The following is a 14,831-nucleotide window of genomic DNA, read 5'->3' as shown; positions in this document are numbered from 1 at the left end:
ACCATGGTCGAGGCGAGTACCTTCTGCCTGTCCGATTCGCTCGGAGACATCCACGCGGGCACCTCGCACGGCCTCTTCTATCGGGACGCCCGGGTCCTGTCCCGATGGGAACTGAGTCTGGACGGCCGTGCGCCGGAACAGCTTTCGGTCATGTTGCCGGAGGCGTTCCGGGCCCGGTTCGTCGCGCGCAAGCAACCGTCCCCCGGCGTAGCGGACGCCACGGTGCTGGTGGTGCGCCGCCGCATGATCGGCAGCGGCATGCGCGAATCCATCACCGTCCACAATCTCGGCGACGAGGACACCGCGATGACGGTCACCCTCGCCGTCGACTCCGATTTCGCGGATCTGTTCGCGGTCAAGGAGGGCCGCGCGGGCAGCGGCGGCTGTGAGCTCAACGCCACCGACTCGACCCTGCATCTGACCGACCGGCACGATCACGGTCGCGGGCTCACCGTCACCGCGACCGGCGATCCGGTCGTGCACGCCGGTTCGCTGAACTGGCGGCTGGTGGTGCCCCGGCACGGCACCTGGCAGACGGTGGTGCACTGTCAGCCGGTGCTCGGACATCGGACCGTCGCGATGAACCTCGATGACGACGATCAGGACAACCCCACCAACAAGATCCGCCAATGGCGGGCCACCGCAACCACTCTCACCGCGGGCGGCCCCAGCCTGACCGCCATTCTGCAGCGCACCGAGAGCGATCTGGGCGCGTTGCGCATGGACGATCCGGCTGATCACACCGCGTACGTCGCCGCCGGCGCGCCCTGGTTCATGGCCCTGTTCGGGCGCGACAGCCTGCTCACCTCCTGGATGGCGCTGCTGCTGGATTCGCATCTGGCCATGGGCACCCTGCGACAGCTCGCGAAACTCCAGGGCGTCACGGAGGATCCGGTCACCGAGGAGGAGCCCGGCCGGATCATGCACGAGATGCGGCACGGCCCCGGCGGAGATCAGGTGCTGGGCGGCTCGGTCTACTACGGAAGCGTCGACGCGACACCGCTTTTCGTCATGCTGCTGGCCGAAGCCCGGCGCTGGGGCGCGGACGCGGCGGCGGTGCGGGAACTGCTCCCCGCGGCCGACGCGGCACTGGCCTGGATCGACGACTACGGCGACGCCGATGGCGACGGCTTCGTGGAGTACCGGCGCAAAACCGATCGCGGCCTGGCGAATCAGGGCTGGAAGGACAGCTGGGACGCGATCAGCTTCGCCGACGGTCACCTCGCCGATCCCCCCATCGCGCTGTGCGAGGTGCAGGCGTACGTGTACGCCGCCCGGCTCGGCCGCGCGGATCTGGCCGACGCGCACGGTGATCCGGAGACCGCGGCTCGCCTGCGCGCCCGGGCACAGGAGCTCAAGGAGCGCTTCGACGACGCGTTCTGGCTCCCGGATCGGGGCTGGTACGCACTCGGACTCGACGGAGCCAAACGCCCCATCGACGCGCTGTCGAGCAATACCGCGCACTGCCTGTGGACCGGTATCGCCGAGGACGACCGCGTCACGGTCCTGATCGAGCGGCTCGGAAACTCCGATATGGACAGCGGATTCGGTCTGCGCACGCTGTCCTCGGCCATGGGCCGGTTCAATCCCATGGGCTATCACACCGGGTCGATCTGGCCGCACGACACGGCCATCGCGGTCGCGGGCCTGCTGCGCTACCGGCACATCCCCGGCGCGCGCGAGCTGGCCGAACGGCTGTCCGCCGGACTACTGGAGGCGATACTCGAATTCGGTTCCCGCCCACCGGAACTCTTCTGCGGCTTCGATCGCGCCGAGTTCCGTTCGCCGCTGCCCTATCCGACATCCTGCTCGCCTCAGGCCTGGTCCAGCGCCGCGCCGCTGCTCCTGATGCGCTCGTTCCTCGGCCTGGAACCCAATGTGCCGCAACGCACCCTGACCCTCGCCGCGCGAATCCCCGAGCGCGCGGGCCGAGTCCGGCTGGCGGATCTGCGGCTGGGATCCGCGACGGTGACGATCGAGGCGGAGGGGGCCGAGGTCAAGGTGGAGGGGCTTCCACAGGACTGGCAACTGATCCAGTCCTGACCGGCTAGCTGCTGGACGCGCCCGCGAACGGAGTGACGGCCGCGGGCGCGGGACGCCGATTGGGGTGCTGCCACAAGCCCTTTCGCTCCAGGATCGGCAGCACGCCCTCGCCGAACCAGTACGCCTCCTCCAGATGCGGATAGCCCGACAGCACGAACTGACTGATGCCCGCACGCGAGTACTCGACGAGTCGCTCGGCGACCTCCTCGTGCGAGCCGACCAGGGCGGTACCGGCGCCACCGCGCACCAGGCCCACGCCCGCCCACAGGTTGGGCGCGATCTCCAGCCGATCGGTGCTGCCGTTGTGCAGTTCGCTCATGCGGCGCTGCCCCTCGGACTCGCTCTTGCCCAGGGCGGCCTGCACCCGCTCGATATCGGCGGGATCGATTCCGGCCAGCAGCTTGTCGGCCACGCCCCACGCCTCCTCGGAGGTGTCGCGGGAAATGACGTGAATGCGCAGGCCGTAGTCCAGTCGGCGGCCGTGATCCACCGCGAGCCCGCGGATCCAGTCCAGTTTGCGACTCACCGCCAGCACCGGCTCGCCCCAGGTGAGGTAGGTGTCGGCGTACTTCGCGGCGACGGGTCCGGCCGGTGCGGAGGAGCCGCCGAAGAACACCGGCGGCACCGGATCGGGATGGTTGGTCAGCAGCGCGTTCTCGACGCGAATGTGCTCGCCCGCGAACGTGATCGGTTCGCGGGAGTTCCACAGCGACTTCACCACGTGCAGGAACTCGCCGGTGCGGGCGTAACGCGACTCCTTGTCCGCGAAGTCGCCGTACGCCTTCTGCTCGAGCGGTTCCCCGCCGGTCACCACGTTCAGCAGCAGCCGTCCCTGAGAGTGGCGCTGGAAGGTGCCCGCCATCTGCGCGGCCAGTGTCGGGCTCATCAATCCGGGGCGCAGGGCGACGAGGAATTTCAGCGTCTCGGTGGTCTCCACGAGCATGGCGGTGGTCAGCCAGGCATCCTCGCACCACGAGCCGGTGGGCGTGAGCACACCTTCGAAACCGTTGGTCTCGGCGGCGGCGGCGACCTGGTTGAGATAGTGCAACGAGGCCGGGCGATCACCGGACATCGCGGTGCCGTGCCCGCCGACCACGAGCCCACGGGAATCACCGGAGGTGGGCAGGAACCAGTGGAACGACAAGCTCATTCGATTTCCTCCATGCGTGGACCGCATCTCGGGCAGGGGACAGTGGACCTGTCGCGGCCGGAGAGACCGCTTCGTTCGAGGTTGCCGGTCCACGACCGGCCCGTCACCCATTGGAATCCTCGTGATTCTTGATCCGGCGGGGGCGAATCAGCCGGAGACGAATCGGCCCGGAAAACGAGTAGTGCCGGGTTCCCTCCGCAGCTGGGAACCCGGCACCGGCCGGTACCGGTGTGGGCGGTACCGACATCTCGCGCGCCCGTCGAACGGGCGCAGTTCAGGGGTGACGCCGCAGCGGCGTCCGCATGGTGGTCAGCGGGTCAGTGCGCATCCCGGACGATCTCCACGGCACGGGTGAGAATGCCGAGGCCGTGGGTGATCTCGTCATCGGTGACGGTCAGCGGCGGCAGCAGCTTCACGACCTCGTCGTTGGAGCCGGACGTCTCCACCAGCAGCCCGTCCTCGAACGCCACGCGGCAGACCTTGGTGGCCTGGGAGGCGTCCTCGAAGACCAGTCCGTGCACCAGTCCGCGCCCGCGAGTGGAGGTTCCGTCGTACACCTCGGTCAGCGCCGTCAGATGCCGGTGGATGCGCTCACCCTTGGCCGCGGTCGCGAGCTCGAGGGCGTCGTCGGACCAGTAGTGGCGCAACGCCACCTCGGCGGTGATGAAGGCGGCGTTGTTGCCGCGGAAGGTGCCGTTGTGCTCACCGGGCGCCCACTGGTCCAGTTCCCGGCGCATGAGCACCAGCGCCATCGGCAGTCCGTAGCCACTGATCGACTTGGAGAGGGTGACGATGTCGGGGGTGATGCCCGCGATCTCGAAGGAGAAGAACGGGCCGGTGCGACCGCAGCCCATCTGCACATCGTCGACGATGAGCAGAATGCCTCGGGCCGAGCACAATTCGGCCAGGTGCCGCAGCCACTGCGCGCGTGCCACGTTCACCCCGCCCTCACCCTGCACGGTCTCCACGATGACGGCCGCGGGCTTGTCCAGCCCCGAGGAGCTGTCGTCCAGCGCCCGTCGCATCCAGGTCAGGTCCTCAGCCTCGTCGAGGTACCCGTCGTACGGCATCGGCATGGCGTGCACCAGCGGCACGCCCGCGCCGGCGCGCTTGGCGGCATTGCCGGTCACCGACAGCGCGCCCAGCGTCATGCCGTGGAAAGCGTTGGTGAAGTTCAGGATCGTGCTGCGGCCGGTGATCTTGCGGGCCAGCTTGAGGGCGGCCTCCACGGCGTTCGCACCGGTGGGGCCGGGGAACTGCACCTTGTAGTCGAGATCGCGCGGCGCCAGCAGCACATCCCGGATGGTCTCGAGCAGACGGCGTTTGGCGACCGTGGACATGTCCAGGCCGTGGGTGATGCCGTCGGTGGCGAGGTAGTCGATGAGCGGCCGCTTGAGCACCGGGTTGTTGTGCCCGTAGTTGAGCGTTCCCGCACCGGCGAAGAAGTCGAGGAAGTCCTTGCCGGTCTCGTCGGTGAGCCAGGAGCCGCGGGCCGTCTCGAAAACGGTGGGCCAGGATCTGCAGTAGCCACGCACATTGGATTCGAGCGTCTCGAAAACGGTCGTCTCGGCAGTGGTCATCGGAGGTCCTAGCGTCGCAGCAAAGTGAAACGCTGATGTTTCTATCACCGACTGGCCGTCCGGGGAACCTTTTTCACGAAATCGGAGCTTCCCGCTCCCATCACCTGGGATGTGACGCGCATCTCGAACGAGACCGGCAGAGCATAGCGCCCCAGAACGAACTGGACGATACGTTTAGAGCAACCGGCGATAATCGATTGCCGCACCCCGTGCGCACCCGTAGGGTCACTCTCTTGTGCGCGCCGACGTGGGGGTTTACTGGCAGCTCGTCAAAACCGGATTCCGCAGGCAGTCGTACTACCGCCTCGCCATGCTCGCGGGCCTGATCAGCAATGTCACCTTCGGTTTCGTCCGCGCCGCGGTGCTGACCGCCGCGGTGCACGCCAACGACGGCTTCGGCGGCTACGACCGCGGCACCATCGGCGCGTACACCTGGCTCTCGCAGGGTCTGCTCGGGGCCATCGCCTTCTGGACGCTGCCCGATATCGTGGAACGCATCCGCACCGGCGACGTGGCCATCGATTTCCTGCGGCCGATCGACGTCCAATTCGCGCATCTGTCCGAATACCTCGGCCGCGCCGCCTGCACCCTCATCCCGCGCGGGCTACCCAGCATCCTGATCGGCGCGCTCACCTTCGGGCTCGCCATGCCCGGTACACCGGGCCCCTACGTGCTGGGCGGGATCAGCCTGGTGCTGGCCATGGCGATCTCGTTCCTGTCCATGTTCGCGGTCTCCCTGACCGGCTTCTGGCTGGTGGAAACGCGCGGCCTGCGCGCGCTGCACCAGATCTGCGGCACCTTCCTGGCCGGACTCTTCGCACCCGTGCACCTGTTCCCGGACTGGTTGCGCGCCATCGCCTACGCCACCCCGTTCCCGTCCATGCTGCAGTGGCCGATCGACGTCCTGTCCGGGCGCACCACCGGTTTCGCCGCCATGGAAATCGTTGCCGTGCAGTGCTTCTGGCTGCTCGCACTGGTGGGCACGGGCCAGCTGCTGTTGCGTGCGGGACGACGCAAGCTGGAGGTCCAGGGTGGCTGAGACGTCCGAGGCGGCGGAGATGTCCGAGCCGACAGCGACATCCGGGGCGACGGCGACATCCGGGGCGACGGCGACATCCGGGGCGACGGCGACATCCGGGGCGACGGCGACAGCGGAGACCCGACCCTCCCGACTCGCACCGTACCGGGCCGTGCTCGGCTCGAGAATCCGTGCGCAACAGGCCTATCCGCTGTCCTTCGCCACCGACGTGATCAGCGCGTTCCTGATCGGGCTGGTGGAGTTCGCCGAGATGTGGGTTATCTTCCACAATGTGCCGCAGCTGGGCGGATTGAACCTGAACGCCATGATGCTGCTGTTCGGCCTCAGCAATACCGCCTTCGCCGTCGCCGACATGCTCGTCGGTCACGCCGACACCCTGCCCACCTATATCCGGATGGGCAAACTGGACGCGTTCTACCTGCGACCGCAACCATTGTTGTTACAGCTCATGACAAGCGATATCGCCCTGCGCCGGGTGGCCCGGATCGCCGTGGCCGCCACCGTGCTCGGCGTCGGCATCGCCCGCAACGACATCGACTGGTCCGCGGGCAATCTGGCGCTGTTCACCCTCACCCTGGTCTCGGGCATCGCCATCTTCGCCGGGCTCTTCATCTGCGCGGCCGGGGTGCAGTTCTTCCTCATCGACGGATCCGAACTCACCAATGCGTTCACCTACGGCGGCTCGTACGCCTCCATGCAGCCGGCGTCGGTCTTCCCGACGCCCATGAAACTCGTCTTCGGATTCCTCATCCCGGTCGCCTTCACCTCGTATCTGCCCGCCATCGCGCTACTGGACCTGCCGGGCCCGGCACTGCTGCCGAGCGCGCTCGCCTGGGCCTCACCGCTGGCGGCGCTGTGGGTGTGGGGGCTGGCGTTGCTGTCGTGGCGAGTGGGTACCCGGCACTATCAAGGAGGCGGCGGGTGAACCAGCCGATCATCGATATCGAAGGCCTGACACGCACTTTCGTGCTGCGGCGCAAAGAAGGCCGATGGCGCCGGCGGCGGGAACTGCTGACCGCCGTGCGCGATATGAGCTTCCGCGTCGAGCGGGGCGCGGCGGTGGGCTACATCGGCGCGAACGGCGCGGGCAAGTCCACCACCATCAAGATGATCACCGGCATTCTGGTGCCGACCACCGGACGGCTGCGCACCTGCGGACTGGACCCGGTCCGGCAGCGCCGCGAACTGGCCGGGCGGATCGGCGTGGTCTTCGGGCAGCGATCGCAACTGTGGTGGGATCTGCCACTGCGCGAATCGTTCTCGATCCTCGCGGCCATCCACCGTCTCGAGCCGCGCGCCGCGCGCCTGCGCACCCAGGAGCTGGTGGAGCAGCTCGAGATGAGCGGCACCCTGGACACCCCGGTGCGGCAGCTGTCCCTCGGGCAGCGGATGCGCGCGGAAGTCGCTGCGGCGCTACTGCATTCGCCCGAACTGGTGATCCTGGACGAGCCGACCATCGGCCTGGACGTGTTGTCCAAGCAGCGATTACGTGAATTCCTGCGCTACGAGCGCACCCAGCGAGGCACCACCCTGCTGCTCACCACCCACGACATGGGCGACATCGAGCGACTGTGCGAACGCGTGCTGGTGGTGGATCACGGCACGCTGGTCTACGACGGCTCGCTGGCCGGACTGGCCGCGACCGTCGGCGAGCATCGCGTGCTGATCGTCGATCTGGCCGAGCCCACCGCGGATCTCACCGATCTGCCGGGCGCGACACTGCTCGGCAGCGAGGGCGCGGGCATGCGGCAGCGGCTCGCCTTCGACGCCGAGACCACCACCGCCGCACAGTTGCTCGGCGCGGTCTCGGCTCGCGCGCAGGTGCGCGATCTGTCCATCGAGGAACCCGACATCGAAGACGTCGTGCGCCGCATCTACGAGGCGTCGGTCAACCCGCTGGGGTAGGCCGAAGCGCTTCGCGCAGCGATGATTTCGACGGCCTGCGACTGGTCGTGATCGAAATGGGACACGGCTTCCCGCGGACCGGCACTCGTCGGCCGGACACCGCGCACGCACGAAACCGCCCCGGGTGTGGATGCCCGGGGCGGTTGTCCCGCAGAACTTTTGGCGCGAAAGGGAATCAGCCGCCGAAGGAACCGGTGAAGAGGGTGTTGAGGATGCCGCTGAAGGCAGCGCTGCCGGTGCTGAGCAGACCGTTGAGGGCAGCGGAACCGGTATCGATGATAACGGGGATCATGTATCAACCTCTCGAGTTGGATTACGTCACCTGTCGGGATTTCCGATCGGCGACGAGACCCACCATGCCGAGGCAGCCTTACAGGGCCCTGGCCGGTTGCTGAGAGATTGCTTAATCGAGCTATGCCGCTCGCCACACGGATAGCGGCACGCTATGCCTGAGGGGGCGAGTTCCCGTCCGCCGAGTACAGGCTCACCTCGCCGTCCTCCCCGAGAAACGCGTTGACCAGCATTGTTCCACTGGAACGCAGGTCCTCGACGCTCGGCGCGGCCGTCGTGACGGAGATTTGAGGGACGGCGGCCCAGTTGACGACATAGCGTTCGGGCGGCCCGTTGTCGTCCGAGAGGTGCGCCAAGCGGAACACCGACACCCTCCGGCGAACAATCAGAGTTCGCACGACTTCGGCAATTCGCTCCGGGTCTTCCAGCGCGAACATGAAACCGAAACCTAACTCCGGCGAGGACGCGTATGCGGGCACGAATATCGAGGCTAATGGACCGGACCCGGCATGTGTTCCGACCACGCCGCACCGGTAGCTGTTCATAAGCCTCGGTAACCTGATTCCGGGCGATGCCGCAGGCCACGCGGCCGCGCGCCGAACCCCACCAGCCCCACGCCGAGGCCGCGCAGGTGTCGATCAGCCACCAAAAGCAGCGGCCATGTGACCGGGTCGTAATGGTGTATAACGATTTTCCGGCAGCTTCCCCCACGACGCGCCGGATGGTTGCGCCGTTTCGACTATCGCGCTTTCCTGAATATGTCCCGCATTCTCGGACAGTCTTCTCATCGCATCGTCGCGAAACATTTCCCGGTATCTTCACAGCGCCGTTGGTGGTGGGCTGTGCGTTCCGAGGGGCGGGACTGCGCCGAGGCCGAGGGGAGCCCCTCCCCGAAACCCCCTCGGCCCTGGCGCATCCACACAGGAACGGCTGAGGGTGGAAACATGACTACCGACTACACCGAAGCGGATTTCGGGGTCGAGCTCCCATCGCCATCGACGCTGCTGCGCGCCTTTCGAGAGCCCGTCATCGCGGTTCGCCGTGACCGTGACGTACTCGAATCAGCGCACGAATTGGTGCAATGCCACGAACGCAGGCACGGGGCGCTCGAGGCGGCGCACGCCGCGGAGGCGACACCGGATCGGGTGGCCGAGTGCAGCCGTCTGGTCGAGGAGATCGACGCCCGGCGGGTGGAGTTGATATCCCGGATCGACGACTGGGTGGCGGTGAACATCCCGCACCGGACCGGAGCCTCGCTCCATACCGAGACGCTGGGCGCGGTGATCGATCGTATGGCGGCCAAATGGGTTGCCGCGCAACAGGCTCTGGGAGTCCGAGAGCCTGCCGCGCGGCATTCGAAGAGCACCGACGGGCGGGCGCGACGACGCACCGGCCCGTATCGGATCAGCGAGGATCGGCCGCATCGCGGTGTGGATGCCGAGGCCCACCTGCAGTGGTCTCGCCTGGCCGAACTCGCCGACGGTTACAAGGATCTGATCACCGAGGTGGCGCAGCACCGCAGGCGACTACCGGTCTGGTGAGCCGCGCCCCGGCCCGACGGCCGATCAGAACTCGCGGGGATACACGACCTCGGCGTCGATGACCGGCTCGTCCTGGGCCGAAGCTTTCCGGACGACCGGCTCGGCAGCCGTATCAGCCTGTACCCCAACAGTTTCCGAATCGTCGAGATCATCGTCCAGGCCGTCGGCGGCACGCTGTGCCGCCGCGTCCTTCGCCGCGGCGGCGGCCGCCTCGCGCATCTCGATCGCGTCGGTGATCCAGTCGCCGATCTCCTTGGTCACCTCGGCGACCGTTCCGGTGATGATGTTGGCGATATTGCCGACGTGCCGCGCTCCGGCGGACGTCATTTCCTGGATCAGATCCTTGTTGCTTTCGAATTTGGAGATCATTTACACGCCCACTTCGCTAGCCTGCCCCCGGCGCATCACGATAACACCCGAGGGCTCGGACTTGCCCCTCAGGAAGTCCGGAAGTGCCAGCTTGAAGAGCTTGCCCCAGACCGAACCGATCTGCTTGCTGAAGCGGCCGGTGTTGTACGGCAGACCGTGCTTCTCGCACAGCGCCCGCACCGTGGGAGCGATCTCCGGGTACCGGTTGGCCGGCAGATCAGGGAAGAGGTGGTGTTCGATCTGGTGCGACAGATTCCCGGACATGATGTGGAACAGCTTGCCGCCGGTGATGTTCGCCGAACCCAGCATCTGGCGCACGTACCACTCGCCCTGGGTCTCCTCGGCGGTCTCGTCCTCGGTGAACGTCTGTACGCCCGCCGGGAAGTGACCACAGAAGATGATCGAGTACGCCCAGATGTTGCGGACGATATTGGCGGAGAAGTTCGCGGCCAGGGTGGACAGGAACAGCGGTCCGGTGAGCGCCGGGAAGATCACGTAATCCTTGAGCGCCTGCTTGCCCGCCTTGCGTGCCTGCCCCTTGAGCAGCGGCTTGAGGTCCGACCACTTGCGCTCACCCTTGAGGATGTTGTCGGCCTCGAGGTCGTGCAGCATGACGCCGTACTCGAAGAAGAGCATGAGCAGCGTGGCGTACACCGGGTTGCCCAGGTAGTACGGATTCCACTTCTGACCTTCGTCGATCCGCAGCACGCCGTAGCCGATGTCGCGGTCCATGCCGTGGATGTTGGTGAAGGTGTGGTGCATGTAGTTGTGCGAGTGCCGCCACTGGTCGCCCGGGCAGACGTTGTCCCATTCGAAGACCCGCGAGTTCAGGCCGGGCTCACGCATCCAGTCGAACTGGCCGTGCATGACGTTGTGGCCGATCTCCATATTGTCGAGGATCTTCGACACGCTCAGTGCGGCCACGCTCGCCAGCCAGAACGGCGGCAGGAAGCCCAGGTACGCCAGGCCGCGCCCGGCGATCTCGAAGCCGCGCTGCGCCTTGATGATCTTGTAGATGTATTCGCGGTCGCGCTCGCCCAGATCGGCGACGACGCGGGCGCGCAACTCGTCGAGTTCGCGGCCGATCTCCTCGACCTGCTCGACGCTCAGAACCAGCGGGCCCTGGGGAGTTTCGGTAAGAATTGCCATGATCTCTCCTAGTCAATTCACAAGGTGCGACCGTCGGACTGCGACGGTCAGATAGCGATGTCGACGTCCCCGACGGGGGCGCTGATGCAGATCTGGATGGGCTGATCGGGATCGGCATCGAGTTCGCCGGTGCGCATATTGCGGGTGCAACCGCTGCGCTTGACGGCCGTGCAGGAGAAGCAGATCCCCATGCGGCAGCCGTACTCCGGCGTCAGGCCGGCGGCTTCGGCCTGCTCGAGCAGGCTGGCGCCGGTATTGGCGGTGGTGACGGCGCTGCCGGAGAAGGTGACGTCGCCCTCCACGTCGGCCGAATCGGCCGGCGCCGCGGTGAGCGTGAACTCCTCGGTGTGCAGCCGGTCGACGAGTTGCTCGGCCTCGTAGACCGTGCGCACCGCCTTCATCAGGCCGCCGGGACCGCACAGGTAGGTCTGGGCCGATGCGAACCAGGGCGCGAGCCGCTCGAGCTCGTCGTAGCCGAAGTTCGGATCGGTGCCCAGCTCCGGGTAGCGGAACTCGACCTGGATATTGCCGTGCTGCATGGCGATCGCCTCGAGCTCGGTGCGGTGCGGCACCCATTCGGGAGAACGGTTGTAATGCAGGAACAGCACCCGGCCCTGGTAGCTCTCGTTGGCGAGGGTGCGCAGCATGGACAGCCCCGGCGTGATGCCGCTGCCGCCGCTGATCAGCAGCACGTGCTCGGGCCGCTGCTCGGGCAGATGGAAGACGCCCGCGGCGGGGGCGAGGTCGACGACCATGCCCGGGATGGCCTCTTCGTGCAGGTAGTTCGAGACCAGACCGCCCGGGTGCGCCTTGATCGTGAGCTCGATATGGCGGTCCCGACGACCCTGCGCGTTCACCGGCGAATAGCAGCGCGTGTGGCGCACACCGTCGATGACCACACCGAGCTGCACGTACTGCCCGGCCAGATGACCGGCCCACCTGCGGTTCGGACGCAGGGTGAGCGTCACCGAGCCGACGGTGCCGCGTCGCACGTGGGTGATCTCGGCGCGCATGTCGCGCAGCGTGAAGGTCGGGTGCACCAGCTCCAGATAGCGATCCAGGGGGTGCGGTGTGGTCAGTCTTTCCACGAGGTCGATGAGTCCAGCCATTCGGGCCTCCTGTCGCGTCGCCGTCCGGGCAACGCCCCTAATTTCGGTGCACATCTGTACACTCAACTAGTGTGCCGGGTAGACACCCCACACTTCAACCGGCAGTTCATGTGACCCACACGACAGTTTGCGAATGGACTGAATGTGAACGACTGTATGCTCATCGAAATGACCGAGCAGGCAGCCACCAGAGTCGAGCGCAAAGAACGCACCCGCGCGGCATTACTGGACGGCACCCTCGCTCTAGCGGCGGATCGCGGCTTCGCAGCCCTGAGCCTGCGTGAGATCGCGCGCTCGGCCGGCATCGTGCCCACCGCCTTCTATCGGCACTTCACCTCGCTCGACGAACTCGGCACCACTCTGGTCGACGAGGGCGTGCGGCAGTTGCGCCTGGCGCTGCGCGAAATGCGCCGCACCCCGAACGCACACCTGGGCGCCACCGTCCGATTCGTCTTCGACCAGGTGGACACCCGACGCGACCTGTGGGGCTTCCTCATCCGCGAACGGCACGGCGGCGCGGCCGCGCTGCGCGGCGCCATCGCCGTGGAGATGCAGCTCATCGTCCGGGAACTCGTCGTGGACCTCTCGCGCGTGCGCACGCTCGATGCCTGGTCTCCCAACGACCTCGAGCTCGCGTCGAACCTGATCGTCTCGACGGTCGCCGATCGCATCGCCGACTACGTGGTCTCCGAAGCCCGGGAACGTCCGCGCATCGTGGACCGGGCCGTCCTACAGGTTCGGCTCATCGCGCTGGGTATGGGTGTCTGGAAGCCTTGACACGGTCCGGTGACACCGATCACGCTGCGGCACTGGGCGATCGGACCGGCAGCAGGGCCAGCAGGCCCGCGATGAGAACGAGCAGGATGCCGAGGATCCCCGCGCGTTCGGAGTCGAAGGCCCAGACGAAGAAGCCGAAAAGCATGGGGGCCAGGAACGATACGGCTCGCCCCGTGGTGGCGTAGAGCCCGAAGAGCTGTCCTTCCCGCCCGGGCGGCGCGACCCGGGTCAGGAACGAACGGGCCGAGGCTTGCGCCGGGCCGACGAATACCGTCAGCAGCAGGCCGAAGATCCAGAACATGAGCGGGCCGGAGACCACCAGCAGGACCGCGCCGAAAATGATCATGGCGATCAGCGAGCCGACGATCACCGCCTTCGGGCCGATCCGGTCGTCGAGACGGCCACCGGTCAGCGCGCCCAGGGCCGCGAAGACATTGGCGGCGATGCCGAACAGCAGCACGTCGGCGTCGGCGATGCCGTACACGCGCACGGCGAGGATCGCGCCGAAGGTGAACACACCGGCGAGGCCGTCCCGGAAAACCGCACTGGCCATGAGGAATCCGACCGTGCGCCGGTCCACCCGCCACAGTTCTCGCACATCGCGGAACAGCACGCGGTAGGAATTCACGATCGCGCCCAGGAAGCCGCCACGACCGCGCGGCGAGACCGCGGCGCCGGGATCGGCGTCGGTGCGCGGGACCTCGGGAATCGTGAAGAACAGCGGCAGCGCGAACGCCGCGAACCACACCGCCGCCACCACCGCGACGAGCCGGATGTTGAGCCCGTCGTCGATCGGCATGCCGAGCAGGCCGCGGGTGTCGCCCTTACCGGAGATGAAGCCGAAGTAGCAGATCAGCAACAGCACGATGCCGCCGAAATAGCCCATGGACCAACCGAATCCGGAGACTCGGCCGACGGTCGCGGGCGTGGAGACCTGCCGCAGCATCGCGTTGTACGGCACGTGGGACAGCTCGAAGGTCGCCGAACCCAGTGCCAGCAGCAGCAATCCGAACCACAAATAGTGATAGTCCTGGCGCACGAAGAACATGGCCGCCATCAGCAGCACCGTGAGCGAGGTCAGAACGCCAAGGGACAGTTTGCGTTTGGCCGAGGCGTCGAACCACTGACCGCTCACCGGGGCGGTGAGCGCCACCACCAGGCCCGCGAGTCCGAGTGCCCAGCCCAGCCACGCGCTCGGGGAGATGCCGCCGGGCAGATGCTCGCCCACCTTGTCGGTGAGGTACACCGAGAACACGAAGGTGAGGATCACGGCGTTGAACGCCGCACCGCCGCAGTCCCACGAACCCCATGCCAGAACCGGCCCGCGCCCGGCCGCCTGTCCGATCGTCGCCTGCCCCGGAACCTCGGTCATGCTGCGCACAGTAGGCGAATTCGACAGGCCGTGGCGGGCGAAACGCTCAGGCGGGAACACCGCCGTGATATCGGCGTACATGCTCCTGCCACGAAGCGTTCCGCTCATGTTCGGTCATCGCGAGCAGACGGCGCAGACGCTCCCAGCCGATCTCGCCCGCCGGTGTCCACACCTGCAACCACGCACCGGCGATGGACGGCAACGACATCGAGGTCATCACCATCTCGATCTCGCCGACCGCGAGATTGTGGATCCGGCGGGTGCGGCCGACCGGTACCGCGACATCGTTTCGCGCCCACATGGTGGCGAATTGTTCACTCTCGGAGCACATTTCGTCGACGAATGCGCACCATTCCGGATCCTGCAGGTGCTTCACGTAGGCCGCGCGCAGATAGCCGACCATGCGAGCCAGATGCTCCTGCTCGGTCGATGCGTAGGCATTGCAGCACCCCGGGGTGAGGAACACGTTGCGCACCAGGTTCCGCTCCTCGGTCAGGAATCCCGGG

14 protein-coding genes are annotated in these 14,831 nt (G+C 67.0%); 6 read left to right on the top strand and 8 right to left on the bottom strand.

Annotated elements, in window-relative coordinates:
• Positions 1-3 precede the first annotated feature (3 nt).
• Positions 4-2,043: an amylo-alpha-1,6-glucosidase gene (locus NJ1_RS27800; RefSeq protein ID WP_084478934.1), complete on the top strand. Its 2,040-nt coding sequence runs from the start codon at positions 4-6 to the stop codon at positions 2,041-2,043.
• Between the two features lie 4 nt (positions 2,044-2,047).
• On the opposite strand, the gene NJ1_RS27795 is transcribed toward NJ1_RS27800, so the two are convergent.
• Together NJ1_RS27795 and ectB are read right to left on the bottom strand one after the other, a co-directional pair.
• A complete protein-coding gene (locus NJ1_RS27795; protein WP_067699694.1) occupies positions 2,048-3,193 on the bottom strand; it encodes an LLM class flavin-dependent oxidoreductase in 1,146 nt (381 codons plus the stop codon).
• A 317-nt stretch (positions 3,194-3,510) separates the two neighbouring features.
• Entirely contained in the window at positions 3,511-4,773 is a 1,263-nt protein-coding gene (gene ectB, locus NJ1_RS27790) for a diaminobutyrate--2-oxoglutarate transaminase (RefSeq protein ID WP_067699692.1), read from the bottom strand.
• A 235-nt stretch (positions 4,774-5,008) separates the two neighbouring features.
• On the opposite strand from ectB, the gene NJ1_RS27785 reads away from it, so the two are divergent.
• The 3 genes from NJ1_RS27785 (at position 5,009) to NJ1_RS27775 (ending at position 7,717) form a co-directional block, all read left to right on the top strand.
• Positions 5,009-5,812 carry an ABC transporter permease gene (locus tag NJ1_RS27785; protein WP_067699687.1) on the top strand — a complete coding sequence of 268 codons (804 nt, stop codon included), beginning with the start codon at positions 5,009-5,011 and terminating at the stop codon, positions 5,810-5,812.
• Positions 5,813-5,963: 151 nt separating this feature from the next.
• Complete coding sequence (locus NJ1_RS27780) at positions 5,964-6,737, top strand: ABC transporter permease (protein WP_067699685.1); 774 nt, start codon at positions 5,964-5,966, stop codon at positions 6,735-6,737.
• A gap of 104 nt (positions 6,738-6,841) precedes the next feature.
• Positions 6,842-7,717: an ABC transporter ATP-binding protein gene (locus NJ1_RS27775; RefSeq protein WP_245717613.1), complete on the top strand. Its 876-nt coding sequence runs from the start codon at positions 6,842-6,844 to the stop codon at positions 7,715-7,717.
• Positions 7,718-8,160: 443 nt separating this feature from the next.
• Here NJ1_RS27775 and NJ1_RS27770 read toward each other — a convergent pair whose 3' ends face one another.
• Positions 8,161-8,487, bottom strand: coding sequence for a hypothetical protein (locus NJ1_RS27770; protein WP_067699680.1), 327 nt, complete (start codon positions 8,485-8,487; stop codon positions 8,161-8,163).
• 465 nt (positions 8,488-8,952) lie between these two features.
• On the opposite strand from NJ1_RS27770, the gene NJ1_RS27765 reads away from it, so the two are divergent.
• A complete protein-coding gene (locus NJ1_RS27765; RefSeq protein WP_067699678.1) occupies positions 8,953-9,549 on the top strand; it encodes a DUF4254 domain-containing protein in 597 nt (198 codons plus the stop codon).
• Between the two features lie 24 nt (positions 9,550-9,573).
• Here NJ1_RS27765 and NJ1_RS27760 read toward each other — a convergent pair whose 3' ends face one another.
• From NJ1_RS27760 to NJ1_RS27750, 3 genes are read right to left on the bottom strand one after another with little or no spacing between them, the layout of a single operon-like run.
• The gene (locus tag NJ1_RS27760) at positions 9,574-9,918 is read right to left on the bottom strand and encodes a hypothetical protein (RefSeq protein ID WP_067699675.1); all 345 of its coding nucleotides are present in this window, start codon (positions 9,916-9,918) and stop codon (positions 9,574-9,576) included.
• A complete protein-coding gene (locus tag NJ1_RS27755) occupies positions 9,919-11,067 on the bottom strand; it encodes a fatty acid desaturase family protein (protein ID WP_067699673.1) in 1,149 nt (382 codons plus the stop codon). It abuts the gene before it with no gap.
• Positions 11,068-11,114: 47 nt separating this feature from the next.
• Positions 11,115-12,176, bottom strand: a complete 1,062-nt coding sequence (locus tag NJ1_RS27750; protein WP_084478921.1) for a ferredoxin reductase — start codon at positions 12,174-12,176, stop codon at positions 11,115-11,117.
• Between the two features lie 168 nt (positions 12,177-12,344).
• Between NJ1_RS27750 and NJ1_RS27745 the strand changes: the two genes are divergently transcribed.
• Positions 12,345-12,953 carry a TetR family transcriptional regulator gene (locus tag NJ1_RS27745; protein WP_084478932.1) on the top strand — a complete coding sequence of 203 codons (609 nt, stop codon included), beginning with the start codon at positions 12,345-12,347 and terminating at the stop codon, positions 12,951-12,953.
• A 19-nt stretch (positions 12,954-12,972) separates the two neighbouring features.
• Here NJ1_RS27745 and NJ1_RS27740 read toward each other — a convergent pair whose 3' ends face one another.
• Both NJ1_RS27740 and NJ1_RS39810 read right to left on the bottom strand, forming a co-directional pair.
• Positions 12,973-14,325: an MFS transporter gene (locus NJ1_RS27740; RefSeq protein ID WP_067699823.1), complete on the bottom strand. Its 1,353-nt coding sequence runs from the start codon at positions 14,323-14,325 to the stop codon at positions 12,973-12,975.
• A 46-nt stretch (positions 14,326-14,371) separates the two neighbouring features.
• The coding region (locus tag NJ1_RS39810; RefSeq protein WP_439957701.1) for an MmyB family transcriptional regulator at positions 14,372-14,831 on the bottom strand (460 nt) is incomplete at its 5' end.

The sequence above is a fragment of the Nocardia jejuensis NBRC 103114 genome (genome assembly GCF_001613145.1).
In the GTDB taxonomy this organism is placed as follows: Bacteria; Actinomycetota; Actinomycetes; order Mycobacteriales; family Mycobacteriaceae; genus Nocardia; species Nocardia jejuensis.
The sequence above is the reverse complement of the archived record's forward strand: the minus strand, read 5'-3'. Positions and strand labels throughout refer to the sequence as shown.

Bases quoted from the DNA above. Each gene is read 5' to 3' on its own strand.
- NJ1_RS27755 (WP_067699673.1), bottom strand. From the start codon at position 11,067: ATGGCAATTCTTACCGAAACTCCCCAGGGCCCGCTGGTTCTGAGCGTC.
- NJ1_RS27765 (WP_067699678.1), top strand. From the start codon at position 8,953: ATGACTACCGACTACACCGAAGCGGATTTCGGGGTCGAGCTCCCATCG.
- NJ1_RS27775 (WP_245717613.1), top strand. From the start codon at position 6,842: ATGAGCTTCCGCGTCGAGCGGGGCGCGGCGGTGGGCTACATCGGCGCG.
- ectB (WP_067699692.1), bottom strand. From the start codon at position 4,773: ATGACCACTGCCGAGACGACCGTTTTCGAGACGCTCGAATCCAATGTG.
- NJ1_RS27740 (WP_067699823.1), bottom strand. From the start codon at position 14,325: ATGACCGAGGTTCCGGGGCAGGCGACGATCGGACAGGCGGCCGGGCGC.
- NJ1_RS27800 (WP_084478934.1), top strand. From the start codon at position 4: ATGGTCGAGGCGAGTACCTTCTGCCTGTCCGATTCGCTCGGAGACATC.
- NJ1_RS27795 (WP_067699694.1), bottom strand. From the start codon at position 3,193: ATGAGCTTGTCGTTCCACTGGTTCCTGCCCACCTCCGGTGATTCCCGT.
- NJ1_RS27760 (WP_067699675.1), bottom strand. From the start codon at position 9,918: ATGATCTCCAAATTCGAAAGCAACAAGGATCTGATCCAGGAAATGACG.
- NJ1_RS27750 (WP_084478921.1), bottom strand. From the start codon at position 12,176: ATGGCTGGACTCATCGACCTCGTGGAAAGACTGACCACACCGCACCCC.
- NJ1_RS27745 (WP_084478932.1), top strand. From the start codon at position 12,345: ATGACCGAGCAGGCAGCCACCAGAGTCGAGCGCAAAGAACGCACCCGC.